This window comes from Janthinobacterium paucivorans (assembly GCF_051380805.1).
Lineage (GTDB): Bacteria > Pseudomonadota > Gammaproteobacteria > Burkholderiales > Burkholderiaceae_D > Janthinobacterium > Janthinobacterium lividum_D.
The window spans coordinates 78,209-103,586 of record NZ_JBNYXR010000016.1 but is presented as its reverse complement, the minus strand read 5'-3'; the positions used below and the strand labels follow the sequence as shown (position 1 = coordinate 103,586).

General features: G+C 61.2%; 29 protein-coding genes. 8 read left to right on the top strand and 21 right to left on the bottom strand.

The features are described from left to right. Positions 1–329: 329 nt before the first annotated feature. The gene (locus tag ACQ4V8_RS18190; RefSeq protein ID WP_436571964.1) at positions 330–1,478 is read left to right on the top strand and encodes a helix-turn-helix transcriptional regulator; all 1,149 of its coding nucleotides are present in this window, start codon (positions 330–332) and stop codon (positions 1,476–1,478) included. Between the two features lie 42 nt (positions 1,479–1,520). Here ACQ4V8_RS18190 and ACQ4V8_RS18185 read toward each other — a convergent pair whose 3' ends face one another. Further along, positions 1,521–2,576: a sulfate ABC transporter substrate-binding protein gene (locus ACQ4V8_RS18185; protein WP_010397379.1), complete on the bottom strand. Its 1,056-nt coding sequence runs from the start codon at positions 2,574–2,576 to the stop codon at positions 1,521–1,523. 302 nt (positions 2,577–2,878) lie between these two features. Here ACQ4V8_RS18185 and ACQ4V8_RS18180 point away from each other — a divergent pair, with 302 nt between their 5' ends. After that, the gene (locus tag ACQ4V8_RS18180; protein ID WP_436571963.1) at positions 2,879–3,409 is read left to right on the top strand and encodes a GNAT family N-acetyltransferase; all 531 of its coding nucleotides are present in this window, start codon (positions 2,879–2,881) and stop codon (positions 3,407–3,409) included. A 66-nt stretch (positions 3,410–3,475) separates the two neighbouring features. Here ACQ4V8_RS18180 and ACQ4V8_RS18175 read toward each other — a convergent pair whose 3' ends face one another. Next, positions 3,476–4,288 (bottom strand): class II glutamine amidotransferase, encoded by an 813-nt coding sequence (locus ACQ4V8_RS18175; RefSeq protein WP_080570622.1) that lies wholly within the window; start codon positions 4,286–4,288, stop codon positions 3,476–3,478. A gap of 234 nt (positions 4,289–4,522) precedes the next feature. Here ACQ4V8_RS18175 and ACQ4V8_RS18170 point away from each other — a divergent pair, with 234 nt between their 5' ends. From ACQ4V8_RS18170 to ACQ4V8_RS18160, 3 genes are all read left to right on the top strand, one after another. After that, the gene (locus tag ACQ4V8_RS18170; protein ID WP_436571962.1) at positions 4,523–5,359 is read left to right on the top strand and encodes an EAL domain-containing protein; all 837 of its coding nucleotides are present in this window, start codon (positions 4,523–4,525) and stop codon (positions 5,357–5,359) included. Between the two features lie 99 nt (positions 5,360–5,458). Next, positions 5,459–6,208 (top strand): YcbK family protein, encoded by a 750-nt coding sequence (locus tag ACQ4V8_RS18165; protein ID WP_029496347.1) that lies wholly within the window; start codon positions 5,459–5,461, stop codon positions 6,206–6,208. Positions 6,209–6,305: 97 nt separating this feature from the next. Next, the gene (locus tag ACQ4V8_RS18160) at positions 6,306–7,199 is read left to right on the top strand and encodes a LysR family transcriptional regulator (protein WP_196855485.1); all 894 of its coding nucleotides are present in this window, start codon (positions 6,306–6,308) and stop codon (positions 7,197–7,199) included. On the opposite strand, the gene ACQ4V8_RS18155 is transcribed toward ACQ4V8_RS18160, so the two are convergent. Beyond that, positions 7,163–7,642 carry a PACE efflux transporter gene (locus tag ACQ4V8_RS18155; protein WP_436571961.1) on the bottom strand — a complete coding sequence of 160 codons (480 nt, stop codon included), beginning with the start codon at positions 7,640–7,642 and terminating at the stop codon, positions 7,163–7,165. The genes ACQ4V8_RS18160 and ACQ4V8_RS18155 overlap by 37 nt on opposite strands. 182 nt (positions 7,643–7,824) lie before the next feature. Here ACQ4V8_RS18155 and ACQ4V8_RS18150 point away from each other — a divergent pair, with 182 nt between their 5' ends. Together ACQ4V8_RS18150 and ACQ4V8_RS18145 are read left to right on the top strand one after the other, a co-directional pair. Then, the gene (locus tag ACQ4V8_RS18150; RefSeq protein ID WP_436571960.1) at positions 7,825–8,295 is read left to right on the top strand and encodes a hypothetical protein; all 471 of its coding nucleotides are present in this window, start codon (positions 7,825–7,827) and stop codon (positions 8,293–8,295) included. Positions 8,296–8,673: 378 nt separating this feature from the next. Next, positions 8,674–10,851 (top strand): putative bifunctional diguanylate cyclase/phosphodiesterase, encoded by a 2,178-nt coding sequence (locus tag ACQ4V8_RS18145; RefSeq protein ID WP_436571959.1) that lies wholly within the window; start codon positions 8,674–8,676, stop codon positions 10,849–10,851. Here ACQ4V8_RS18145 and ACQ4V8_RS18140 read toward each other — a convergent pair. From ACQ4V8_RS18140 to flgB, 13 genes are all read right to left on the bottom strand, one after another. Continuing rightward, positions 10,836–11,051, bottom strand: coding sequence for a hypothetical protein (locus tag ACQ4V8_RS18140; RefSeq protein ID WP_436571958.1), 216 nt, complete (start codon positions 11,049–11,051; stop codon positions 10,836–10,838). The genes ACQ4V8_RS18145 and ACQ4V8_RS18140 overlap by 16 nt on opposite strands. 66 nt (positions 11,052–11,117) lie before the next feature. After that, positions 11,118–12,167, bottom strand: a complete 1,050-nt coding sequence (locus tag ACQ4V8_RS18135) for a hypothetical protein (RefSeq protein WP_196855483.1) — start codon at positions 12,165–12,167, stop codon at positions 11,118–11,120. 5 nt (positions 12,168–12,172) lie between these two features. Next, positions 12,173–13,084 (bottom strand): flagellar hook-associated protein FlgL, encoded by a 912-nt coding sequence (gene flgL / locus ACQ4V8_RS18130; protein WP_010397402.1) that lies wholly within the window; start codon positions 13,082–13,084, stop codon positions 12,173–12,175. Positions 13,085–13,094: 10 nt separating this feature from the next. After that, positions 13,095–14,456: a flagellar hook-associated protein FlgK gene (gene flgK / locus ACQ4V8_RS18125; protein ID WP_070347170.1), complete on the bottom strand. Its 1,362-nt coding sequence runs from the start codon at positions 14,454–14,456 to the stop codon at positions 13,095–13,097. Positions 14,457–14,534: 78 nt separating this feature from the next. Further along, positions 14,535–14,924 (bottom strand): rod-binding protein, encoded by a 390-nt coding sequence (locus ACQ4V8_RS18120; protein ID WP_010397406.1) that lies wholly within the window; start codon positions 14,922–14,924, stop codon positions 14,535–14,537. 24 nt (positions 14,925–14,948) lie between these two features. After that, positions 14,949–16,061 (bottom strand): flagellar basal body P-ring protein FlgI, encoded by a 1,113-nt coding sequence (locus tag ACQ4V8_RS18115; RefSeq protein WP_070347171.1) that lies wholly within the window; start codon positions 16,059–16,061, stop codon positions 14,949–14,951. A gap of 9 nt (positions 16,062–16,070) precedes the next feature. Next, positions 16,071–16,745 (bottom strand): flagellar basal body L-ring protein FlgH, encoded by a 675-nt coding sequence (flgH, locus tag ACQ4V8_RS18110; RefSeq protein WP_010397412.1) that lies wholly within the window; start codon positions 16,743–16,745, stop codon positions 16,071–16,073. After that, positions 16,745–17,530, bottom strand: coding sequence for a flagellar basal-body rod protein FlgG (gene flgG / locus ACQ4V8_RS18105; protein ID WP_010397413.1), 786 nt, complete (start codon positions 17,528–17,530; stop codon positions 16,745–16,747). The genes flgH and flgG overlap by 1 nt, the downstream gene beginning before the upstream one ends. 31 nt (positions 17,531–17,561) lie before the next feature. After that, positions 17,562–18,290: a flagellar basal-body rod protein FlgF gene (flgF, locus tag ACQ4V8_RS18100; RefSeq protein WP_436571957.1), complete on the bottom strand. Its 729-nt coding sequence runs from the start codon at positions 18,288–18,290 to the stop codon at positions 17,562–17,564. A gap of 25 nt (positions 18,291–18,315) precedes the next feature. Further along, the gene (locus ACQ4V8_RS18095) at positions 18,316–19,494 is read right to left on the bottom strand and encodes a flagellar hook protein FlgE (protein ID WP_070347173.1); all 1,179 of its coding nucleotides are present in this window, start codon (positions 19,492–19,494) and stop codon (positions 18,316–18,318) included. 57 nt (positions 19,495–19,551) lie between these two features. Continuing rightward, complete coding sequence (locus tag ACQ4V8_RS18090; RefSeq protein WP_010397421.1) at positions 19,552–20,205, bottom strand: flagellar hook capping FlgD N-terminal domain-containing protein; 654 nt, start codon at positions 20,203–20,205, stop codon at positions 19,552–19,554. A gap of 3 nt (positions 20,206–20,208) precedes the next feature. Beyond that, positions 20,209–20,625, bottom strand: a complete 417-nt coding sequence (gene flgC, locus ACQ4V8_RS18085; protein WP_010397423.1) for a flagellar basal body rod protein FlgC — start codon at positions 20,623–20,625, stop codon at positions 20,209–20,211. 8 nt (positions 20,626–20,633) lie between these two features. Further along, positions 20,634–20,996, bottom strand: a complete 363-nt coding sequence (flgB, locus tag ACQ4V8_RS18080) for a flagellar basal body rod protein FlgB (protein ID WP_029496348.1) — start codon at positions 20,994–20,996, stop codon at positions 20,634–20,636. 295 nt (positions 20,997–21,291) lie between these two features. Between flgB and flgA the strand changes: the two genes are divergently transcribed. Next, the gene (gene flgA, locus ACQ4V8_RS18075; RefSeq protein ID WP_261981136.1) at positions 21,292–21,894 is read left to right on the top strand and encodes a flagellar basal body P-ring formation chaperone FlgA; all 603 of its coding nucleotides are present in this window, start codon (positions 21,292–21,294) and stop codon (positions 21,892–21,894) included. A gap of 19 nt (positions 21,895–21,913) precedes the next feature. Here flgA and ACQ4V8_RS18070 read toward each other — a convergent pair whose 3' ends face one another. The 5 genes from ACQ4V8_RS18070 to motA are packed head-to-tail and all read right to left on the bottom strand — an operon-like array spanning position 21,914 to position 25,299. After that, on the bottom strand, positions 21,914–22,666 hold the full coding sequence (locus ACQ4V8_RS18070) for a glycoside hydrolase family 73 protein (RefSeq protein WP_070347174.1): 753 nt from the start codon (positions 22,664–22,666) through the stop codon (positions 21,914–21,916). Beyond that, entirely contained in the window at positions 22,653–23,093 is a 441-nt protein-coding gene (gene flgN, locus ACQ4V8_RS18065; protein WP_010397431.1) for a flagellar export chaperone FlgN, read from the bottom strand. Before flgN ends, ACQ4V8_RS18070 begins: the two co-directional genes overlap by 14 nt. Further along, positions 23,090–23,380, bottom strand: coding sequence for a flagellar biosynthesis anti-sigma factor FlgM (flgM, locus tag ACQ4V8_RS18060; protein WP_436571971.1), 291 nt, complete (start codon positions 23,378–23,380; stop codon positions 23,090–23,092). The genes flgN and flgM overlap by 4 nt, the downstream gene beginning before the upstream one ends. A gap of 16 nt (positions 23,381–23,396) precedes the next feature. After that, the gene (locus ACQ4V8_RS18055; RefSeq protein WP_436571956.1) at positions 23,397–24,458 is read right to left on the bottom strand and encodes a flagellar motor protein MotB; all 1,062 of its coding nucleotides are present in this window, start codon (positions 24,456–24,458) and stop codon (positions 23,397–23,399) included. Next, positions 24,385–25,299: a flagellar motor stator protein MotA gene (motA, locus tag ACQ4V8_RS18050; RefSeq protein WP_043461422.1), complete on the bottom strand. Its 915-nt coding sequence runs from the start codon at positions 25,297–25,299 to the stop codon at positions 24,385–24,387. Before motA ends, ACQ4V8_RS18055 begins: the two co-directional genes overlap by 74 nt. Positions 25,300–25,378 lie beyond the last annotated feature (79 nt).

The window sequence follows — 25,378 nt, the reverse complement described above, 5'->3', positions numbered from 1 at the left end:
CGCATACGCGCTGTTGACCACGAATCGATACGCATATCAATATACGAAAATAAGATACGCAAATAAGATACGCAAATAGGGCGCGCAGCATGCCGCAAGCCTGTTATTGGCCTATCTCTGTTTGCCGCCACCAGCAGGTTTTGCCATGCATCGCTTCTTGCTTTCATGCGTGCTCGCGCCGGTCTGTGGCTGCGCGGTCCAGCCATGCGTGGCGCTGATAGAACTTGCGCCGTGCTGCACTGTCTGACGTTCTGCGCTGTCTTGAGCATGTGGACTTCTTGGCTTGCGCGACGGATCGGTCTGCCGATTCTTTTCAGGCAGGGATGGAGATGGATAAGCAGGATGTCGATGCCGTCATTGCCGCCTTTTACCGGGCGGCACTCGAGCCGGTGCAGTGGGACGCGGCACTGCGTGCGTTCGCGCGCCTTGCCGGTGGCGACGTTGCCTGCTGTTTCTTGAAGGCGCAGGTGGCAACGCCGCCATCGCACGCCCGTATCATCGGCTTGGATGAGCAAACCTGGGAGCATGGATATCGCAGCTACTATCACGCGCTCGATCCCGGCTATGCGGTACTGACGCGTAGCCCGCCTGGGCGCATGCACCTGATGCAAGATTATTTCAATGAGCAGAGCGTGGCGTGCAGCGAGTATTTCCAGGATTTCTACCTGCGCGCTGGCGTGCGCTATTCGTGCAGCGGCGTCGTCTCCGACAACGGTGCGCTGACCGTCCTGTCCGCGCACCGCGCAGCCGGCCAGGGCCGCTTTGACCGGCGCACGCATGGTCAGTTGCAGCGCGTGCTTGCGCATTTGTCCAATGTGCTGCGTCTGCGCGATACGGCGCAGCAAGCCCAGGCCCATGGCGCGCTGGCCTGGGCTGGGCTAGACGCCTTGCCGCGCGCCGTTTTGCTGGTCGACGCTTGCCTGCGGCTGGTTTTCATGAACCTGGCAGCGCAGCGGCTGCTCGCTGCCAGCCCCCAGGCTCGGCCCCTGATTGCCGTGCGCGGCGGCTGCGTCGATGTGCGTATCAGTTCAGTGCAGCAGCAGTTGGCGCAACGCGTGCGGCAAGCATGCACAGGATTGGCCTGCTTGCGTCCCGCGCCCTTGTATGTCGCCGATGACAATGGACGGCCGGCGCTGGAAATCGGTATCTTGCCGCTGCCCTTGCGCATCGGGCAGCACGGTGTCGGTGACGGGGCGGTGATGGTCATGTTGTCGCTGCGGCCACTATTCGGGGCACAGTGGCGGCCCTGGCCCGCGGTGCTTGAGCGGCCATGCGGTTTGACGGGCGCCGAGTGGTCGCTGGCGTTGGCGCTGGCGGATGGCATGGAACCAGCCGAGTATGCGCAACGGCAGGGCGTGCGCATCAGCACCGTGCGCAGCCAGATTCGAGCGATCCTGGCCAAGACGGGCACGCACCGCAGCAGCGAAATCGCCAGCCTGTTCAGTGCACTGGAGTGTGACGCTGGTGCGCCACCATAAAAAACCGGAACATGTCCCGGTTTTTTGCTGATGCAGCGCAGATTACTTCTGGTAAATCTTGTCGAATTCACCGCCATCGTCAAAGTGTTTCTTTTGCGCCTGTTTCCAGCCGCCAAAGACGTCATCGATCGTAAACAGCGTAATGGGCTTGAAGCTGGCCGCGTATTTCTTGGCGATCGTGGCCGAACGGGGACGCAGGTAGTGTTTGGCGACCAGTTCCTGGCCCGCTTCCGAGTACAGGTATTGCAGGTAGGCCGTGGCTTCCTTGCGGATGCCGCGACGCTCGACGACCTTGTCGACGACGGCCACGGGCGACTCGGCCAGGATGGAAATGCTTGGATACACGACTTCGAAGTTGTCGCCGAATTCGGCGCGCACCAGTTGCACCTCATTTTCAAACGTTACCAGTACGTCGCCAATTTCACGCTGCGTGAAGGTGGTGGTGGCGCCGCGGCCGCCGCCGTCGAGTACCGGCACGTTCTTGAACAGCTTGCTCACCAGTTCGCGCGCCTGTGCCTCGCTACCGCCTTTTTTTACGGCGTAGCCCCAGGCTGCCAGATACGTGTAGCGGCCATTGCCCGACGTTTTCGGGTTCGGTACGATGACTTTGATGCCGGGCTTGGCCAGGTCGTCCCAATCCTTGATGTGTTTCGGGTTGCCTTTGCGCACCAGATACACCATGGTGGAGTAGAACGGCGCGGCATTGTTCGGGAATTTCTTGGCCCAGTCGGGCGCTACCAGGCCGCGCTCAACAAGGATATCGATGTCATTCGCCTGATTCATGGTCACGACGGACGCTTCCATGCCGTCGGCAACGGAGCGCGCCTGCTTGCTGGAACCGCCGTGCGATTGCTTGATGGTGATGCTTTCGCCAGTTTTGGCTTTCCAATCAGCAATAAAAGCGGGATTCACATCCTTGAACAATTCGCGCATCACGTCATACGAGGCGTTCAGCAACACCACGGGTTCGGCGGCGCTAGCTGCCATCGGCACGCTCATGGCGGCAGCCGAAGCGGCCAGGGCGCTGGCCAGGAACCAGCGGCGCGAGCGTCGGGTGAGCGTTGCTGCGGCAGTCGATACGGCGTGAAAATAGGGCATTTTGAACTCTTATTGTGAGAATAGACCGACATAGTCTAAAATTCTGGCCGGAAAAGAAACGAATTTTTCGTAATATGCTTAGATCCGATTCCCGGTTATGCTAAAAAACAGATATCGTTTTTTGGAAACATTCGTGGCGCAAGGTGCGCATCAGCACTTAGTCTGCAAGCACTGCGTCATAGGCAAAGGCGGCGGACGGCGCGCGGCAAAAAACCCGATTTCGCCGCTTGGTGTATAGTCGAATCGCATCATGCAGGGCTAAAACCATCTGCACCGGCAACTGGAATATTTTGTGAGCGTACATGAGTCTTGAAATTCGTATTGCAACATCGACCGACGCTTTCGAGGCGTGCAACGTATTACGACGCTCCATCGTCGAATGCTGCAGCCTCGATCATCGGGACGATCCGGCCATTCTCGATGCCTGGCTGGGCAATAAAACACCGCAGATGGTGGCGTGCTGGTTTGCCTCGCCCACCAATTTTTCGCTCGTTGCAGTCGAACATGGCGCCGTCGTCGGCGTCGGCTTGCTGACGCGCGCGGGCAAGCTGGCGTTGTGTTACCTGCTGCCCGAGGCGCAAGGCCGGGGCGCCGGCAAGGCACTGGTGGCGCAGCTCGAAGCGCAGGCGCGCGAGTGGGGCATCAAGGCTCTGCAATTGCACAGCACGGCCAGCAGCCAAGCCTTCTTCGTCAAGCAGGGGTATGTCGAGGCAGGCAATGTGCGTTCACCGTACGGCGTGGAAACGATTTTTTGCTGGAAACAGATTGATCCTGCAGCTATCTTAGGCGGCGACCCCAAGCGCAAGCGCTTTTGCAACTGCAATTCGGCCTGACGCCAGCTCCGCTTCTCAGCGCGGCCATCCGGCGGCGGGCCTTTACGTCACTTTACATATTTCCCCTTAGTAACTGATCTGGATGAACACGCCTTGCTGCGTGTTCTCGCTCGCTGGTAGCAAGGTGCCGCCGGCGAACAGTTTCAGTTCGCCGGGCGCGAACGCCTGCCAATCTTCGTTTTGCGTCAGCGGATGCGTGGCGATAACGGCGATGCGATCATCGAGATGGTTGTGCTGGCGAAAGTCGATGCTGCGTTCGCAGTCGATCAGTTGCGCCACGGAAAACGGGTATTCGCGTAGCACATAGTGCAAATGCGTGGAGCAGTGAGCAAACAGCAGTTCACCGTCAGAGAGGATGAAATTGAAGCTGCCGTGCGCAGCGATGTCCTTGGCGAGCTCGGTGATGGCGCTGCGCAGCGCGGCGCGCGTGGGTACGCCCAGGGGAAAGCGCGTGCGCAAGTGGCCCAGCACGTGGCAGAAAGCTTGTTCGCTGTCCGTGTCGCCGCTGGCCTGGTAGTACGCATTAGCGGGCGGGCGCCAGGTTTTCAAGTCGCCATTGTGGGCAAAGGACCAGGTCTTGCCCCACAGTTCGCGGGCGAACGGGTGGGTGTTTTCCGCTGCGATGCGGCCCTGCGTGGCTTTGCGGATGTGTGCGACGATGTTTGTCGCCTTCACGGGATGCTGCTGCACGCTGGCGGCCAGCGGCGAATCGATGGCCGCCAGGTGATCCTTGAGCAAGGTGCAGCCGCCACTGGAATGATAAGCGATGCCCCAGCCGTCGCGGTGCTCGTCCGTGCGTCCGCCCCGTTCGGCAAAACCGGCAAAGGAAAATCCCAGCGCGGCCGGCTTGCTGCTGTTCATTGCGAGTAACTGGCACATGGCGCTGCTTCCTGATGGTATCGGTGTACCCCCACAGTAAAGGCTGGCGCAGGTCGCTGGAACGAATGTTTCCAACTATCGTTATGCGCAGTCCATGGCGCTGCGCTTATTTGCTTGCTGCATATCAAACGGCGAAACCATTCGTTCTCCTTTGCTTGGCGCTGCCTTACTGTGCCTACTTTGGCGCCGTGGCCCCCATCTGGGCAGCCGGCGCAGCCTGATGAAGGAGCACGCATGTCATTTCCTGTCCTGAAAAACTACCTGGCCCGTTTGTCACATCAAACCCAGGCCGGTACCAGTGTCTGGCTTGACGCAGAGGGCAGGGCGCTGGGGCGCTTTTTCAATTGCACCATGACCAGCGCTTTCCAGCCCTTGCGCGAGATCGATAGCGGCAAGCTGGTGGCGTTCGAGGGCCTGGCGCGCAGCGTGTCGAAGGCGGACCAGGGCTTGTCGCTGTGGCGCTTGCTCGATCATGCGGCCAGCGACGATGAATCGGTGGAACTGGACCGTTTGTGCCGCATGTTGCACGCCATTAATTTTTTCCGGCAGGCCGAAGCGCAGCAGACCGACCTGTACCTGAACGTGCATGACCGCCTGTTGAGCGCTGTCAGCAGCAATCATGGCCACGCCTTTCAGCGCATCCTTGATGCGCTGGGCTTGCCCATCGAGCGCATCGTACTGCAATTGCCGACGGTGACGCCGAACCAGGGCTGGCTGCTCAATTATGTGGTCGATAATTATCGGCGCAACGGTTTCCGCCTGGCCATCAACGTGAGCAGCGTGCATGAGGCCAGCGACATGCTGCAGCGCTTGCACCCGCAGGCGTTCAAGCTCGACGCGGGCAATCTCGGCGACGAGCAGGCCATCGCCAGCTTCGTGACCCTGTGCCATGCGGAGAAAATTCGCCTCATCTTCAAGCGTCTCGACACGCCGGCGGCGCTGGCCGCACTGCAGCGTGTTACCGCCATGACGGGATTGCCGATCGTGGCGCAGGGCTATTTGCTGGACCAACCGTTGACGGCGCTGGTGCAGGCAAAGCAGGACGTTACCGTTCGCGCGAGCACCGCCTAGGGCGCCAGAGGCTGAAATAAGGGCGACACGATAGGCATTGAGGGTTTTTCTTCGCGGCACAATACGCTATAGTATTCGCATCGTTACATTGGACTGACTATGGCATCGCGCAGAAACTTTCTACACCACGGTATGGGCCTGGCCGCGCTGGGCTTGGTAAGCACTCCGCTCATCGGCTGCGCCTCGCGCACGGCCGCTCCCGCCTCCGCTTCGGCCAGTGCCAAGCCGCACACCGCGCGCACCGGCGTACCACCGCAGCCGACGCAACTGGCCAGCGTCGACCGCGCTATCACTTCGCAGTCGCGCCAGGCCATCACCGAGATGGAGCCGCCGCCCGACATCTTCGATGCGCAGGCGCTGGATCTGGAATTCTGGCTCAAGCCCCGCACCTTGGAAGTGGTGCGCCCGGCCAGCAATGAAAAGGCCAGGTTGCTGTACTGGAAAGACGGCGAAGTCATCGATTCGGCTTACCAGGAACTGTGCCATTTGCTGCGCGATGTGAACGGCAAGAAGACCGCTCCCATCGACCCGAAACTGCTCGAAACCCTGTGGGGCACGCAAGCGTTCGTGGCCCGCTACGGCATCGAGCAGCCGCTGGAGATTTTGTCGGGCTATCGCACGGCCGAGTCAAACAGCCGCCTGCGCGAAGCGGGCGTGCCGGCCGCGCGCCAGTCGCTGCACATTTCGGGCCGCGCCGCCGACATCCGCGTGGCCAACCTGAACGCGGAAGTGCTCGGCTCGCTGGTGCGCAGCTTCAAGCAAGGCGGCGTGGGTTTTTATTACCGTTCCGGCCCGCGTGGCGGCTGGATCCATGCCGATACCGGTCTCCAGCGCACCTGGAAAGGCTAAACGCCGGAGCCCGGCTGCCGCGCGGCGCTCTGCCATGCGTTGAAGTATACGCGGCCTTGCCAGCTTCCCAGTCTCCGCTTTCGATTTCCCGCCTGCCATGAAACTGTCGAGCCATAACATCGAACTGTTCCTGGCCGTCGTTGATGGCGGCTCGTTTTCGGCCGCCGCGCGCGCCTTGCGGCGCGCGCCGTCGGCCGTCAGCATGGCCATCGCCAACATCGAGGCGGAACTGGGGATCGCCCTGTTCGACCGTGGCGCGCGCGAAGCCGTACCCACGCCGGCGGCGATGGCGCTGATGCCCCATGCGCGCCTGATCGCCGAGCAGCTGAAACAGTTGCACCTGCACGTGCAGGAATTGTCGCAGGGATTGGAAAGCCGCATTTCGCTGGGCATTGCGGCCGAGCTCGACCATGCTCCCTTCCTGGCCGCCGTGCGCGCGCTGTCGCAGCGCCATCCGCTGCTCGACATCGAGGTGCTGACGGCGCCGCAGGACGATGTGCTCGACATGCTGCACCGGGGCCGCATCAGCGCCTGTATGGCCTTCGCTGGCGGGCGCATCAATCACAAGGAGCAGTTTCAGTTGGTGGGCAGTGATGCCTTGCTGGCAATTATTTCTACTCAGCATACGCCCAGCGCGGCGGGTCGGCCTTTGTATATCGAGGAATTGGTGAATTTGCGCCAGATCATCGTCGCCAGCCGTGAACTCGACCTGGCCGATGCACGCCCCGTAGTGGGGCTATCCTATTGGCGCACCGACAGTTTGCCGATGGCGCTGGCGATGGTCGAGGCAGGATTGGGGTGGGGCAACTTTGCCGCCTCGGCTATCGAGCATTCACTGGCGGCCGGGCGGGTGCGCCGCGTGGCGTTCAAGAATACCGGCAATGGCCTGGTCGTGCCCATCCACCTGGTGTGGATGAAGGACCGGCCGCTGGGCATGGCGGCGCGGTCCTTTCTTCAGTTGCTGAGCGAGGTGCCGGCAGCGGCTTCCTGACATGCGCCCGGTTCTTGCTTCGGCTGTTGCGCCGACAGTGGCACGCCGAACAGGCCATCGAAGAAATAGTTGAAGATGAAGCTGTAGCACGGGATGATCAGCATCAACGCGAAGTCCAGCACGAAGGCTTGCCACAGGCTGATGTCGAGCCACCAGGCGATCAGCGGGATCAGGTAGATGACGAGCGTGATCTGGAAGCCGATCGCGTGCAGGATGCGGCGCCAGACGGTGCGCGTGCGCGACACTTGGCGCATTTCCCAGTATTCGAAGGCCGTGTTGTAGAGCAGGTTCCAGATCACGGCGATGCTGGTGATCATGATGGCCAGCGGACCCGTGCTGGTGGGCGATGCGCCCGAAAGCAGCGTCAGCCAAGCCGTGGAAATGGCCATGCCGATGATTTCAAAGGCGGTGACGTAGACGATTTTGCGTTTGATACCTTGCATGTAAAGCCTGTAAAGAAGAGATGGCAGCCATCTTAAGTCAGGTATGCTGATGCTAAAAGTTGATAGCTATCAGTTATTCTGATATGTGTGCGCCAACGATACCGGGCTGGCCGTGAACCGTGGATAATGGCGGCTGGCGGGCAACCGGTCCCGCCGCATCACCGCAGAAAAGGTTAACGAGCATGCAAGGCGCAGCAGACAGCAACATCCGCGATACTTCCGATACTCCCGACAGCCCTGACACTCTGGCCAGCACGGCGCAGCGTCCTCGTTTTCGCCCTTGCCCTTGGGAGCACCTGGAAACGCCGTATGACGTGGAGGTGTGGATCGACGAGCATAACCGCAGCATGCAGGACAATATCGGCGCCACGGAAACGGGCGTGGGCATCTGTTTTACCCTCGCCGAAGGGGGCGACATTTATATGCAGACCAGCGCCGATGGCGCCGTCGTGCTCGACGTGAGGCCCGATGCAGCCTGGATCTCGCCCCTCATCAGTGCCGCGACGGGCTGCGCGGCGCCCGATTCGTCGTTGTGGATCTTGCCAGATGATAAGCTGATCCAGCTGATCGTGGGTCTGTCCAGCCTGGTAGCGAGCACCTTGCTGGTGGTAGGCCATGACTTCGGCTTGCGCCGGCGCAGCATGGGCCGCTGACGCGTTTGCATGGCGCGGGTGCACGGCGGCCATGCTGCTTGTCCGGCGCCGCTGTGTGCTACGGGCTCGGTGAAATATGCCATGCCCGCGCCTGCCATTGCCTTTGTCGTACTCTCCGACGAAAAGCCTGCGATGGGCCATGACAAGCGGGACCCGCGCAATATCAGCCTGGTATTGATTTCCCGCCTGCATCTCTGCCCGCGTTTATACGCCAGGTGCTGATCGTGCCCTGCGCTAGCGTATGGCGGCGCACGAACCCTCAGCCGCGGTTGTGGTGAAAGTGGCATACCCGCATGCATTGCTCGACACTGTGCACCGCGCATGCTAGTCTCGTACTGCACCCACCTTGTTGCCAGGGCGGTAGTGCCAAGGACCGCCATGGATACACCACTGCAAGCGCTATCTGCTGCGAATTGTTGTTCGCGTTGCCATGACGGCGCGCTACAGCATGGTGCGCCCCTGCTTGACGATGGCGTCTTCAGCCCGGAGCGGGTGAAAGCTGAACGCGAGCAAGCTTATTTCAACGATTTATACCTGCTGGCGCCCGTCGCCTATGTCGTCTCGGGCCTCGATGGCGTGATCCTGCAAGTCAACCTGGTGGCGGCAGAACTGCTCGGCCTGTCACGCGAACGGCCTGGCCACGTGCTGTTCCGTTCGTATATCCATGAAGCCTTTCGTCACGATTACGCCCAGTTCGTGCAGCGCGTGCTCAATAGCAGCGAGCCCGAGCGCATCCAGCTTCAGCTCCTGTTGCCGTCCCGTCCCGGCGCCGGCGATGCCGGCTTGCCCGTCACCTTGCTCGGTAGTGCCGACCCGAATGGCCAGGCGCTGCGCCTGGTGCTGGAGCAGGCAGAGGGCAAGCTGGCCGCGCTCGAACGCAGCGAGGAGCGCTTCCGGCGCATCGTCCACAGTGCCGTGGAGGGCATTTGGGAAATCGATGCGCAGGCGCTGACCAGCTTTGTCAATCCGAAGATGGCGCAAATGCTGGGCTACCAGATCGAGGATATGCTGGGCCAACCGTTAGCATCGTTCATGGATGACGAGGGACGCGCCATTTTGGAGCGCAACATTGCGTTGCGCCAGGATGGCATTGCCGAACGCCATGAATTCAAGTTCCTGCGGCGTGACGGCAGCACCTTGTGGGCCACGCTGGCCACCAACCCCATCTTCGACGCGTGCGGCACTTACTTCGGTGCGCTGGCGCTGGTGAGCGACATCACGGCGCAACGCGTAGCGTCCGAGCGCATCTGGCGGCAAGCCAATTTTGACCAGCTGACGGGCTTGCCGAACCGCCACATGTTCCTCGACCGGCTGCAGCACGAGGCCTACCATGCCAGGCGCGAAGGTGCTTACCTGGCCCTGCTGTTCATCGACCTGGACCATTTTAAGCAGGTGAATGACCGGCTGGGCCACGAGAAGGGCGACATGCTGCTGCGTCAGGCGGCGCGGCGCATCAGCGAACGCGTGCGCGCCACTGACACGGTAGCGCGCCTGGGTGGCGACGAGTTCACCGTCATCCTGGCCGGTGAGGGGCAGCTCGGTGGCATCGAGTGCGTGCTGCAGGAACTGACGGCGGCGCTGGCCCGGCCTTTCGTGCTCGATGGCGATACGGTGCAAGTGTCGGCCAGCGTGGGCGTGGCGCTGTATCCGTCCGACGGTGAGGATCCGGACAGCTTGCTGCGCCATGCCGACCAGGCCATGTATGCGGCCAAGAGTGCGGGGCGCAATGGTTACAGCTATTTCACGCCGGCCCTGCAGCAGGCGACCGAATTGCGCCGCAGCACGCTGCGCGAGATGCGCCTGGCGCTGGCGCAAGACCAGTTCGAAGTGCATTATCAGCCCATCATCCGCCTCTGCGATGGCGCCATCGAGCGGGCCGAGGCGCTGCTGCGCTGGCGCCATCCGCTGCGCGGGCTGCTGCTACCGGCCGACTTCATCGCGTTTGCCGAGACGAACGGCTTGATCATCGATATCGGCGAGTGGGTTTTTCGCCAGGTTGTGCGCCAGGCGCGGCAGTGGCAAGACGCGCATGGGACCGTGTTGCAGATCAGTATCAACAAGTCAGCCATGGAATTTCGTTGCGACGCCGCGCTGTACCAGGATTGGGGCGGGTACCTGGCGGGCCAGGGCTTGGCGCCGGGTGCCATCATCATCGAAATGGCGGAGGCGGTGCTGCTTGACGGGGCGCGCCAGGTGGTCGAGCGCCTGCGCCAGTTCCGCGCCATGGGGCTGGCGTTGGCGCTCGACGATTTCGGCAGCGGCCAGGTATCGCTCGCCTGTCTGAAAACGGCCGATATCGATCTGCTCAAGATCGGCCGTTCCCTGGTCAGCGAATTGGGACGCGATGATGCCGGGCTGGGGCTGGGACTGTGCACGGCGCTCATTGCGCTGGCCCAGCGGCTGGGGCTGAAAGTCGTGGCCGAAGGGGTGGAAACGGCGGCGCAGCGCGATCTGCTGCGCGCTGCCGGCTGCGATTATGCGCAGGGATATTTCTTTTCCCGCGTCCTGCCGGCAGGGCAGATGGCGCGCCTGCTGGCCGCTCAGCCGGCTGCCTGAACGCGCTGCTGCGCCTTGCTGGCCTGGACATGGAGGCAGAACTGGCGTTCATGGCTGCGCAGCCGGGTGTAGCTGAGTAGCGAGGCGGCGGTTTTTATCTCGGGAACTTTGGCGCTCGATGAAGGGGGGGCGCTGGCGTATGGGCAATCGGCGACGGGCAATGGCCAACGGGCAATGGTCAGCATCTGCTGCAGTTGCACCGCCCTACGCCAGCGTGCGTGCCCCACCATCGCTGCGCGCGCCAAGGCAGCGCACGCCCGGGGCGCTTATTCTAGTCCCAATAGTGCGACGACGCGCTCACGGCTGATGCCGACGAGCGCCGAGCTGATCGCCAACAGCGATTCATAGCCGGGCTGGCTAGCCTTTTCGGTAAAGTTTTCCGCCAGCGTATCCATGCCGACGCTCACTTGTACAGGTTGGGCGCGGGCTACGCGTCCCGTTGCCTGCGCCAGAGCCAGGCTGACGGAGCTGCGCGCCGCCTGCAACTGTGCCAGCGCCTGCACCACGTGCTGCAAGGTGGCGCGCAAGGCTTCGACGTCACCGGTATGCCATTCTTCCGGGGCGATGGCGGCCGGTTCCGCATCCGTGCGCACACGGCTCATCTGGCCGGTCGGATAGCGGATGCCGTTGCCGCGCACGGACAGGCTGTCGCGCACGTTGGCCCAGCCAGCTTCCGAGGTGCTAAATACCAGCTCGCCATTCTCGCCCAGCTTGACGCCGATACCTGACGGCATGAGTGCGCGGTCGAAGCGCGCGACGATTTCGCTCTCGCTCAGGCCAGGTTCGATATTCACCGAGCGCAGGGCCTGGTTGGCGCCGCCGAGCGAAAACGCCAGCACTTCCTGCGGGCCATCTTGCAGGCTGGCCATGGTCAGGCCGCGGATGCTGAAGTTTTGCTGTGCCGCTTGCGGGCTGGTATAGCTGAGCTGTGCGTCTAGCGTGCCACCCGATGCGCTAGCGCGCTGGCGCCAGGTATTGCTGAACTGGCGCACGCGTGCTTCGACCTGTCCTTCGCGGCCCTGACGCGCGGCCAGCTTGGCCGCCAGCTCGCTTTTCAGCGCCTGCAACTGGCTGCTGCTACGTTCCAGGTAATCGAGTGTTTGCTGCGCGTTGGAAATCTCCCCCTGTAACTGGTGATCCCAGTTGCTCAGGCCGCGCTTCAGGCTTGCCGTCGAACTCCTCGCCGCCGGCGCCTCGCCACGCGTGTTGGCGCTGGCGCTGCCGCTTGTGGCAGCGGACGCGTCATCGATGACGCGGGCTGTGCCGGCGCCTTTGGCGTTGACGCCGGAAGAGGAAGAGGTCTGAACGATTTGCATGATGGTCAGAGAAGATCAAACAGGGAAATGGTACCGACCTTGGCATAGGCCTTGTACGTGGCCTGCAGTGCCGTCTGGTAGCCGTTCAGGTCAATGGCGGCCGCGCCCATGTCGGTCTTTTTCAAATCTGATAATGCCATGTCGTTTGACAGCGAGACGTTGGCCAGGTTGCCCGAGAGTGTGGTGAGAATGTTTTGCGCGCCGCCAAAAATGGCAATCTTGCCTGAGAGTAAATCCATGCCGTCATCGGTGCCATCCAGGGCGTCGCTGACGAGGGTGCGCACAGCAGGGTCGTTAGGGTTGACGCCTGACGTGCTGAGCTTGGCGGCGACCTGGTCAATCTTGTTGAGCCACACTTCCAGGTTCTTCACGTCGACGTTGGCCGCCTGCGTCACACCATTGCCCACCACCACGTTTTGCGTGTCGGTATTGCCGACGTAGCTGTAACGCGCGCCGACGGCTGCCGCCGGGTCGTATTTGATGGGCGACTGGTCGGTGGCGGTGCCGGAAAACATGTAGCGGCCCTCCTGGTCCTTCAGGTTGGCCGTATAAAGCACACTGTCGCGCATGGCAGCGAGCGATTGCGTCATCGCATTCAGGTCGTCGGGCGTATTGCTGCCGTCGGCGGCCCACACCAGCAGGTCGCGCGCCTGGCCCATGTCGGTAACCATACTCGACAGGTAGTTTTCGTTTTTCAGCAGGCGCACTTTTACCGTAGCGATATTGTCCTGGTACTGGGTCACCATGGCTTGCTCGCGCGTCAGGCGCGAAACGCGCACATTGCCGATCGGATCATCCGATGGCAACTGAATGCGCAAGCCAGAGGACATCTGCTGGGTCAGGTAATTGATGCGTTCCTGATTTTGCTGAAGAGAAATATTAATCAGCGATTGGTACTGGCTACTGGCGACACGCATGATTTTCTCCTTAACCCATCATTTGCAAAGTGGCATCAAACAAGCTATTCGCCACGGAAATGACTTTCATGTTTGCCTGGTACATATTCTGGAATTCCACCAGGCTCATCGCTTCCTCGTCCTTGTTTACGCCGCTGGTGGACTTCCAGTCATCGATGGCTTGCGCGCGCACCGTGTTGGCCGTCTTCAGCAGGGCCTGGTTCTGCTGGCTGTAAATGGCCAGCTTGCCGACGAGCTGCGTGTCGGCATCGCTCATCAGGACAGAGCCGACCCAGCTGACGCCGATAGGCTGATTCTTAATATCGATCAATTTCTGCAAGTTGCCGCTGTCGCCAGCGGCACCCGTCAGTGACAGGGCCAGGTCCCTGGCGTTGAAGCCGGGAGTAATGCCCAGCTTGCCATTCGCGTACGTCAGCAGAGGGCCGCCGGCGCTGCCGCTCATGGTTTGGCCCAGCGCCAATTGCGTGTTGACCTTGCTGGTCAACTGCGTGGCCAAATCTTGCAGCGACTGTTGCAGTGGTTTCAGGGTATTTTGCTCGAACTCGCCCAGGCCACCTATCTGGCCGCCGATGGCTACCGAATCGAGGACGTACGAGGACTTGGCGAAATCGAGGGTGAACGTTTGTTGACCCGTCAGCGTCATGCTGCTGCTGAGGGTGCCTGCAATGTTGCCCAGGACCAGTGGCTGGCCTGACTTCAGTGAGACATTGCGCGAGCCATCGGGTTGGTCGAGCACTTCGATGCCCATTTGCGAGGCCAGGCCGTCGATCAGCTGGTCACGCGCGTCCATGAGCGACGACACATTCGTGCCCGACGCGGCCGAGGTGCTGATGCGCTGGTTCAGCGCGGCGATATTGGCCAGCGTGGTATTGGCTTGCGGCATGATCGCTGCGCGTTGCTGCTGCACCGACAGCAGCTGGTTGCTCATGACGTTGCTGATGCTGTTGAAGCGCTGTGCCATGGCGTCGGCGGAGGTGACGATTTGCTGTCGCAGCGGCGTCGATGTCGGGTCGACTGCCGAGGCGTTAAGGGCGGCGAAAAAGCCGTCGATGCCATTGCTGATGCTGGAGATGTCGTCACCCATCACGCGCTCGAGCTGCGTCACGTAAGGCTGCGTTTGCGAGCGGGAACCCTGGTCAGACGCGGCGCGCCACATTTGCTGGCTTTTATACGCATCGGCAAAGCGCAGCAGGGCCGATACTTCCACGCCATTGCCGGCCGAGCGCACGCCTGCGCCCGCGCCCAGCGAGGACAGCAGAACGCCCTGGCGGGTATAGCCGGGCGTTTGCAGGTTGGCGATGTTCTGGCTGGCAGCATTGAGTGCGGCCTGGGAGGCGAGGCTGCCTGACAATGCATTGCTAATGATGCTCATTGGGCAATTTTCTTTCGTGAGAGTGGCGCGTGCATGATGGCAGGCAATGAATCGTTGTTACCTTGTACAGGCGACGCTTCAGACAGATTTATTAAGCGGCGCTGCAATATTGTCGCTCTTGACAGGGATGTTGGCTGCCACTGGCGCACTGGCCTTTGGCAGCAACTGACGCAGGATCGCGTCGGCGATGCCAAAGGCGCGCTGGCCGGCCATCTTGTCAGCCACCAGGTTGTCGGCCATTTCCAGCATGTCGCTGTTGATGGGGTCCTTGAAGACGCTGTCCTCGCCTGCCATCTCGCGCGTGCCCGAGCGCATCTGGCGCAGCATGTGCGAGATGAAGAAGGCTTCGAACTTGATCGCCGCCTCGGTAGCTTTGGCCGCGTAGCGCGGATCGGCCGGCGTGGCGGCCGAAATGCTCTTGTCGTCCAGCGCCGAAGGCAGGGCGCTGCTGCTGTCGTATATATTCATGTCGATTCAGCTTTCAGTGTCAGCTTAGATAACCACCAGCTCACCCTCGATCGCCCCGGCCTGGTCCAGGGCTTGCAAGATTGCCATGACGTCATCGGGCGAAGCACCCAGGCTGTTGACGACGTCGATGATAGATTGCAGCTTGGCGCCGGCCGGCCATTTGAACATATTGCCGTTGCCCTGGTCGACCGAGACCTTCGACTGCGGCGTGACGGTGGTCTGGCCACCACTGAACGGCGCTGGCTGGCTGACGTTGGAACTTTCAGAAATGACGACCTTGAGCGAGCCGTGCGTGACGGCCGCCGCCTTCACGCGCAAGCCTTCGGCGATGACAACGGTGCCAGTGCGCGAATTGAAGACCACTTTCGGCGTGTCGACGCCGACTTCGACGCTCAGCGCTTCCAGTTTTGCCATGAAAGCCACGCGCTGGGTCGGGTTTTCCGGTGCCAGCACGTCCACGCTGGTAGCGTCGCGCGTGGTGGCGACGGCACCGAAGCGGCGGTTTACCGCTTCGACGATATTGATGGCCGTCTCGAAATGCGGGTGGCGCAGATTCAGGGTGACGGAAGGCTTGGTGGCAAAGTCGCTGACAATCTCGCGCTCGATGTTGGCGCCATTGGGAATGCGGCCCGAGGTGGGCGTATTGACGGTGACGGACGAGCCGCTCTTGCCGGTGGCATTCAAACCGCCAACGACGACGTTGCCTTGCGCCAGCGCATACGTTTCATTGTCGGCTGCACGTAATTGCGTCAGCAGCAAGGTGCCACCGCGCAAGCTTTTCGCGTCGCCCAGGGACGAGACAGTGACATCGATGGCCTGGCCACGGCGGTATCCTGGTGGAAACACGGCACTGACCATGACGGTGGCGACGTTCTTGCTTTTCGCTTCGGCGCCGTCCGGCATCTTCACGCCGAATTGTTTGAGCATGTTGACCACGGACTGGCTGGAAAACTTCACCTGGGTGGTGTCGCCACTGCCGTTCAGGCCCACCACGAGGCCATAGCCGACCAGCGGGTTGTCGCGCACGCCCTCGATGCTGACCAGGTTGCGCAGCACTTGCGCAGCGCTGGCGGGCAGGGCAAAGCCGGAGAACACGGCCAGCGTGGCTGCCAGGGGCAGGACGGAGCGAAATTTCATGAGGTCACCTTAAAACGGCATCCATGGGCCGACGAAAAAGCGCGTCAGCCAGCCTGGTGTATTGGCATCGGCCAGAGTACCCTGGCCGGAATAGACGATCTGAGCATTAGCGATGCGCAAGGACGAAACCTGGTTGTTGGAATCGATGTCAGCGGCGCGCAGGTAGCCGCGCAGGCGCACGAATTCCTCGCCCTGGTTCAGGGTCAGCGTTTTTTCGCCCTGCACGCGCAGCAAACCGTTCGGCAGTACTTCCTGCACGATCACGGTGATGGCGCCGGACAGCGCATTTTGTTGCGTGCTGGTCGAGTCGCCGGCGAAGTTGCGGTCTGCCGACAGGTCGACACCCGTCTTGGGCAGAGTCTTGCCGAGGATGTTGGCCGCCTTCACGCCGACGGACGAACCCTTGTTGAACGAAGTGCCCGCTTTTTTACTCGCCTGCGTGGTCTCTTGCAGGGCCACCGTGACGACGTCGCCGACGCGGAAGGCGCGGCTATCCGAAATCAGGTCCATGCCTGCGTCAGGATTGAAGACGCCGCCGCCTACGCCGCCGCGCACCGTGCTGCGCGGCGCCACGGGCAGCGGCGTGTCGAAAAAGCTCGGCGCCACCGGCGCGACAGGCTGGCTGGCGCAACCGGCCATCAGCACCAGCAGCAAGGCCGCCGTGGCGTGCATGGCGAACTTCATCAGCGCGCCGCTTGCGCCAGGTATTGCAGCATATTGTCGGCAGCCGACAGCACCTTGGTGTTCATTTCATAGGTGCGCTGGGCAGCGATCATGTCGACCATCTCTTCGACTACCTGCACGTTCGAGCCTTCCAGCGCAAACTGTTTCAGCTTGCCCAGTGCGCCGTCGCCGGGACGGCCTTCCGTCGGCGTACCGCTCGATGCCGTTTCCTGGAACAGGTTTTCACCGAGTGCCAGCAAGCCGGTCGGGTTGACAAAGCTGGTCAGGGTGAGTTGGCCCAGCTGGGTGCCGTTGACATTGCCCGGCACGCTGGCCGTGACCACGCCATTTTCGCCGATGGTGATCGTGGCACCGTTCGGCACCGTGATCTGCGGCACTAGCGGCAAGCCTTGGGCGTTGACCATGACGCCGTTTTCATTGATGCCCAGCTGGCCGGCGCGCGTGTAGGCAGCTTCGCCATTTGGGCGCAGCACTTGCAAAAAGCCGTTGCCGGTGATGGCGACGTCGAATTCGCGGCTCGTCGTTTGCAGGCTGCCGGTGGTAAACACCTTTTGCGTGCCCACCATGTGGGTACCGTTACCCAACTGTACGCCAGAAGGCGACAGCGTGTTGTCGGCGCGCTGCGTGCCCGGTTGCTGCTCGATCTGGTAAAACAGGTCTTCAAAGACGACGCGGTCGCGCTTGAAGCCTACCGTATTGACGTTGGCCAGGTTATTCGCGATAGCTTGCAGTTTGGCATCTTGTGCCTGCACGCCGGTCTTGCTGATCCACATTGCTGGATTCATGTGTAGCTCCTAGTAATAGTTGGCGTTGGGCTTAAGCGCCCAGCAGGCGGTTGCCGGATTCCGTCATGGAATCACTGGCCTTGAATACTTTCATCTGCATCTCGAAACTGCGGTTCAGGCTCATGGTGGCAACCATTTCCTCGACGGCCGACACGTTGCTGCCTTCGAGGTGACGCTCGCGCAGGCGCACCGTCGGATCAGCCTGCAAGTCTTCGCCGCTGCGCGCCACGATCAGGCCCGCCTCGTTCTTGGTCAGCTCGCCCGCTTCGGCGTTGACCAGCTTGAGCTTGTCGACAGTCTGCATCTGCGCAGTACCCGGCACCTGGATGGAAATCGTGCCATCGACGCCGATCGACAGGCTGGTATGCTCGGGAATCGTGATGGGACCGCCTTCGCCCAGCACCGGACGGCCGTTCAGGGTCAGCGCGCCCGTTTCATCGAGGTTCATGGCGCCGGCGCGCGTGTAGGCTTCGCCGTTTTGCCACTGCACCGCGAGATAACCGTTGCCGGTGATGGCCACGTCGAGATCGCGTCCCGTTTCCTTGATGTCGCCCATGCGTGTGGCGATGGCGCTCGACTGTGTCTGCGTCATGTGACGGTCATCGTAGCCATAACCTTTTTGCAGCGGCTGGGCCGTCGACACTTCCAGGTTAGCGCGAAAGCCGCCCGTCTCGATGTTGGCCAGGTTGTTGGCGTGTACCTGCTGCGCCCGCAGGGCGCGGTCGGCCCCGCTCATGGCGGTATAAATCAGCGCATCCATTGCTCTACCCTTTGCGTATGGTCGATTACAGCGCTTGCATCAGCGATTGCAGCATCGCGTTCTCGGTCGAGATGACCTTTGAGTTCGCTTGGTAGTTACGCTGCGACGTCATCAGACCCACCAGTTCGGAGGTGATGTCGACGTTCGACTGTTCCAGCGAGCTCGTCACCAGTTTGCCGGCCATGCCTGCACCCGGACGGTCATAAATGGCGGTGCCCGATGTGGTCGAGGCGACCCAGCTAGTATCGTTAACAGCAGTCAATGCGCCTTCGTCGGGGAAGGTGGCCAGGGCAATCACGCCAATGCTTTGCTTTTGACCGTTCGTGTATTTCGCCACAACGGAGCCGTCGTCGGCCAGTTCCACGCCCGTATAGGTGCCCGAAGCATAGCCGTCGGCGCGGTCGGTCGAGGTGGTCGCTTCGCCGGCGAACTGGGTTGTGCCCGTGTAGTCGATGGCAACGGCCATCGCCGCCGCGCCCGTTGGCGTCGGCAACGCTGGTGCCGCAGACGTACCGTTGACTAATTTACCGTTCACATCGAAGGTCATGTTCGTCACCGTCGCTACATTGGCGTTGTCGAAGGTGTAATGCACGTCCACGCCCGCTGCCGTCTTGACGAAGTACTGGCCCAGCGAATGTTTGGCGCCCAGCGAATCATAGACGATCGAGGACTTGGCGCTGTTGTAGCTCAGTTCATTGTTTTTGTCGAAAGGAGGCGTTTTGACGGTCCACTCAGCCGACAGGTTGGCCGCGTACGCCAGCTTGGTCGTTGCCACGGCGGGAATCTGGCCCGTCGGGATGAGCATGTCACCCATGGTGCCCAGGGTGCTACTGCCTTTGACCGCAGCATAGCCTTGCACCAGGCGCCCGTTCGAGTCGATCAGCTTGCCGTCGCTGCTGGCCGAGAAGATGCCGACGCGGCTGTAGTTCATGGTGTTTTGCGCATCGCGGGAGACGAAATAGCCGCGCCCGTCGACGGCGGCATCGAGTGCGCGGCCCGTATTGAGCACGCCGCCATTGAGCGACATGCTTTGCGTGATCGAACCAATTTCCGTCCCCGTGGCGCGCGAACCGGCGTACATGGCCGAAAAGTTGGCGCGGCTGCTCTTGAAGCCGTAGGTGCCGGCATTGGCAATATTGTTACTGGTGCTGTTCAACTGTTGGTTGATGGATTGGATACCGGACAGGGCGATGTCGAAACTCATGTTGACTTCCTTTAATGAAGGAGGAGATTAGTGTTCAAGAAACGAAGGGGGAGCCGATCAGGCCGTCTTGCCGTTAAAGCCGGTGATCGCACCAGGGTTGACTTCGCCCAGGTTCGACACGTTCAAAATCATGTTGCCGCCGGACGACAGGCGCACGCTGTTGAGCTTGCCGGCGATGTCGACCGATGGCTTTTCGGTGCCATTGGTGCTAACGGCGATGCTGTAGGTGCCAGCAGGCAAGCCCAGGGCGACGGGATCAATGGTGAAGGGCACGTTGCCGGCCGCCTTGGCGCCCAGTTCGATCTTGTATTGCTTGTCGTCGTTGCCCTTCAGGGTCACGGTGGTCTTGGTGGTGCCGGCGGCCAGCGCAATGCTGCCGCTGACTTTGCTCTGATCGAGCTGCACAGTTTCGCTGTTGACCATCACTTCGGAGCCCACTTGCGCGCCCAAGGCCAGCACCTGCATCGATTGCAGCACGCTGGCATTGGCGCTGGTCAGCGCCGACAGGTTTTGCATCGCTTCCGTCTGCGCCTGCTGCGTCAATTGATTGACGAACTGGCTCGGGTCGGTCGGCGCGAGGGGATCTTGGTTCTTGATTTGCGCGACCAGCAATTTGGTAAACATGTCCTGGGTGGCATTGCCTTGCGACTTGACGGCATTGCTGCCGCTGTTGCTGCCGCTGGTGTTATTTGTAAAGAGATTGGTTTCCATGGATTATGCTTCACCTAATTTGAGGAGCGATTGCTGCATCGATTTGATGCGGCCCAGAACTTCGACATTGGTTTCAAACGCGCGCGAAGCCGACATCATGTCGGTCATTTCGGCTACCTGATTGACGTTGGGATAGAACACCATGCCATCGGCATTGGCCATTGGATGGCCCGGTTCATATACCTTGCGCAATGGTTCATCGCTTTGCACCACGTCGAGCACCTGTACGCGCCCGCCGGCGCCGCTGGAGCCGGGGCCATCCATGACGGCCGCAAACACGGGTTTGCGCGCGCGGTAGGTTTCACCTTCGGAACCGGCAACCGAATCGGCATTGGCCAGGTTGCTGGCGATGGTATTGAGGCGCACAGTTTGCGCTGCCATCGCCGAGCCGGCGATCTTGGAGATATCCTGGAAGCTCATGCTGATCCTTATTGTCCGGAAATGGCCTTGGCCAGACCCTTCAGTTTCATGTTGACGAAAGTGAGGCTGGTCTGGAAGTCGGTGGCATTTTGCGAGAACGCCGCCTGCTCGACGCCGATTTCGACCGTATTGCCGTCGCGGCTGGGGTGGTAGGGTACGCGGTATAAGGCACTGGCATCGTCATCGGTCGACAGCATGCCTGCCTCGTTATCCTGCAACTGCTGCAGCGCGCTGCCGAAATCCATGTCCATGGCCTGGAAGCCGGGCGTATTTTCATTCGCAATATTGGCCGCCAGCACGCGTGTACGGTCGGCACGCAGCGCCAATGCATCCGCGTGCACGCCTAGCGCATCCTTGAAATTAATCCCCATGGTCATCCTTTGTATTGAATTCGATCGTGCTTTTTGCGGTTCTGGCTAGAAAATAGGTGATGCAGAGGTAAAATTCCAGGTTGCTCATGTTGACGCATGGTAAGGTCACGTCGCTCAGTATCTTTGATTAAGGTTAGCAATGATTCATTTCAACAACATTACCGTGATACGAACGGTGCTAGGTTCTCGCATACTGATTTTGGGCCTATTTTTAGTGACCAGCCTATATAGTAGTGCAGGTCGGGCAGAATTGCCAGCCGACAATATATTTTCGCGTGTCGAGAAGTTGGCACGCGTGCAATTGGCGCAACAGGCAGCCACTGCAGGATTGCTGGAACCGCAGTTTGAAGTGGCTGTGGTGAAAAGCACACGTCTGGTGCCCGATTGCGCCACGCCTGTCGCGCTGGAAACGGCGGACAGCCGTTCGGCGCAGCGCATGCGCTTTGTGGCGGTATGTCCCGGAAGCAACGGTTGGCGGTACGAAATGTTGGCGCGCGGCAGCATTACGGCCCAGGTTGCCGTCAGCAGCGTACCCATCACGGCCAATACGCCGTTGCAGGCGGGCGACGTGACGATGGCGCGGCGCGACGTGACAATGGTGCCGGACAGTATTTCTTCCTTGTCTGGCGCTGTCGGCCTGTCGAGCCGGCGCAGCTTGCGCGCCGGTGAAGTGCTGCGTCAGGCGCAGCTCGCTGCGCCCGTGTTGATCAAGCGGGGCAGTGCGGTCAATATCGTGGCGCGCAAGGAACAGGTGGAAGTGAGCGTGGCCGGTGAAGCGATGGAGCCGGGCGCGTTGGGCGCGGTGATCCGCGTGCGCAACGCCACCAGCGGCACGGTGATACGTGCCAGGGTGGTCGATGCGGGTGTGGTGGAACCGGCCGATATTGCCGGCCGTTAATAATGATCGGTCTGAAAGATCAGTCTGCGAGCGCGGTGCGCTGCAAGCGCGCCGCCAACTGCGTCAGTTTGGCAGCGTAGTTGGGGTCGGTGGCATAGCCGCCGCGCGCCAGGCCTTGCGCGAAGGCGCCCGCGTCGGCACCCGTGTTGAGGGCGGTGCGGTAGCGTGGATTGTCGAGCAACACCTGCGCATAGTCGCGAAAAGCGCTGGCCTGGTCCGGGTAGCTGCGGAAACGCTCGGTTTTCTTCAGCGCCGTGCCACTGCCTGCCTCGTATTCGGTGGTGACATTGCTGGCCACGTCACCCTGCCATTTGCCGCCGGCCTTGATGCCGAACAGATTATTCGTGTCCGCCCCCGTGCTCTGGCGCAGCAGATGCTGGCCCCAGCCCGATTCCAGGGCGGCGTGGGCGGCGACAATTTCCGGTGCCACACCGAGGCGCGCGCCTGTTTCTTCCGTCCACGGCTTGATCGAGGCGAGAAACTGCTGCTGTACTTCGCCGATTTCGCCGCCCTGGTTGATACTGCCAAGTACATTCACGGGCTGGCTCTGTTCCAGGTAGGCACGTCCTTGCGGGCTCAGGCTGGTGGCGTTGCCGCCGCCCTGTTCGATAAAGCGGGCCACCTCGCCCTGAACTTGCTGGAACACGCTGCTGTAGCTGCCGGCGGAGCTGGTAGCGTCGGTGGCGCGCATATTGCTTTGCACGGCATGCGTTGACGTCGTCGATGACGTCGCCGTCGTGGCGCGGGTAGTCATGAAATCAGGCTGGCGCATAGGTATCTTCCTCGCCATGCAGCACGCGCTGCATGATGCTGTACTGTTGTGTCAATAAATCACTGTTGCGGGCATTCAGGCGCTTGCATTCAAGTACCATCTGCTCGAGCGCGACCCACTCGGCCTCGGCCTTGCTACGCGCTTCTTCTTGCAACAACGCAAACAATTGCGCCATATCGCCTTGCGGGCCCAAGAGGGCAGTGACCAGGCTGACGCGCTGGCGGCGGCGCGCATCGAGGGGTTCGACGGCAGCGATGACCCGGTCGGCCAGCGCGGTCAGCTCGGTGCTTTGGTGGTGCAAGGTGGCTTGAAATTGTTCTTCTAGTAATGCCTGCAGGGCGGCATAGCCGACGCTGTCGTCAGTCATGCCTTGCAGCACGCGGCGCATGGCTTCCTGACGCGTGATGCCCTTGCGTGGCGCGGTCACGACTCACCGCCGTGGAAACGCTGGATCAGGCCTGCCAGTTTCGATGGATCGAACGGCAATTCACCTTTGGCCAGCGCATCGCGCAGCATCGCCACGCGCTCGTGATCCATCTCGGGCATGGCGCGCAGGGCGGCCATGGCCGGTTGCAGCACCGCCGATTGCAAGGCCGCACCGGCCGAAGAGCCACCCATGGCGCCGGCGGCACCTGCGTTCTCGACGATTGCCTCGGCTGGCGCGATGGCGCTGCTGCTGACGGTAACGCCGCTATTGCCCGAGGATATCTTCATACGTTGCCCCTTGCCCTTAATTTGCATGCTCATCGCGCTCCTTCTTTGCGGGCAGGCCGAGTTTTTCGCGCAGGCGCTGCAAGGTTCCCGAATCCGCTTCACCCACTTGCAGCTCTTCGCCTTGCGCCTTCTGCCCGGCGATGCCGAACATGGCAGCGATGCTGTCGGCCTGGCCCCGCGTCAATATTAACAGTTCGATGCGCCGGTTGATGCCGGCGCTGGCATTTTTCACGTCCAGCGGCGCGCGGTCGGCCATGCCGACCACTTGCAGCACGCTGTCTGTACTCATGCTGCCGATCAACAATTGCGCGCGCGCCGACATGGCGCGGTTGGCCGACAGGGTCCAGTTTGAATAGCCTTCATAGCCGGTATTGGCGTATTGCAGCGAATCGGTATGGCCAACGATCAGCATCTGGTTCTCCATCTGGGCGAAGACCGGTCCCATCTGGCGCAGCAGCTTGCGGAAGCGGTCGGTCGGCACGGCGCTGCCACGCACGAACATGCCTTGCTTGTCCGTATCGTGCAGCATGACGCGCAAGCCGTAAGGCGTGATCACCGATTGCAAGTTGCTCTTCAGTCCAGCCTCCTCGCTGAGCTTGTCGAGCGCGCGTGACAGCGATAGCAAGTCTTCCGGCGACTGGTAACTGACCTTGGTCTGGTTCTGCGGCGCCGTGCCGGCCTTGCCATCCTGTGTTTGCTTGCCTTCCGTGCGTGTGTCGCCCGTGCCCTTGCGGGGCATGGGAAAACGCTCGATCAGGCTGCCGCGCGGTCCGCCTTTCTGTTCCGGCATGACGCCCTGGCCTTCGCCCTGGCGGCTGCCTGCCGACGCATCCATCATGATTTCCTTCATCGCCTGCTGCTCGCGCGCGGCCATCAGCCACAGCACCAGGAACAGCGATAGCAGGGCCAGGCAAAAGTCGGCAAACGCTACTTTCCACGCGCCGCCGTGGCCATCGTCATCATGCTTGCGACCAGCGCGCTTGATGATGGCCTGTTCATGTTTCTCATGCGGCTTTAGCACGGCGGCCTCCCCGGCCTTGGCCTTGCTCTTGTTCGGCGCCGCCTTCTTCCAGCGCATTGATCCAGCTTTCCAGCTGGGCGAAGCTCGGTTTGATATTGAGCTGCACCAGGCGTCGGCCCGAGTCGATCGCCAGCAGCGGCGGCTTGCCCGCCACATGGGTCACCAGCACGACTTTCACGCATTCCATGGTCGAGCCTTCCTCGCCCACCAGCTGTTTCATCATGTTGCACATCGGATCGAGCACGCCGTAGCAAAAGAAAATGCCGATGAAGGTACCGACCATGGCGGCGCCCACTTTTTCCGAAATTTCCGCTGCATCGGCGCCGTCGGCCACCGAGTTCATGGCCATCACGATACCGAGCACGGCGGCCAGAATGCCGAAGCCGGGCATCGCCTCGGCGATTTTGTGCAAGGATTTGGACGGTTGCAGCAGTTCGTCGTGGATGGCTTCGAGTTCCTGTTCCAGCACGCCTTCGAGTTCATGTGCGTTGATCTTGCCCATCGCCATCAAGCGGAAGTTGTCGACGATAAAAGCCAGCAGCTTCGGCTCTTCCAGTACCAGCGGGTAGCGCTGGAATAGGGCGCTTTCGCGCGGCGCCTCGACGTGTGCGTCGAGTGCCTTCAGGCCGCCAGCGGCCGTTTGCAGCAGTTCATACATCAGCAGCAGCAACTGGCGCTGGAATTCGGAGCCTTGCTTCTTGTGTGTGAAGATCTTGCGCATCTGGTGCAACATTTCTCCGAGTACATGCTTGGGGTTGCCCAGCACCAGGGCGCCGACGGCGGCGCCGATGATGATGATCAACTCGACCGGTTGCCAGATCGCGTGGACGGTGCCGCCCATCAGGGCGAAGCCTCCGAATACACACCCCATCACGATTAAGATACCGATAATTACCATGTCAACTGCCTTTCTGCGTCATTGTGCTGCGTCATTTTGATGGGTTTTGCTGAAACACTGCTGAAATTATTGCTGAAAC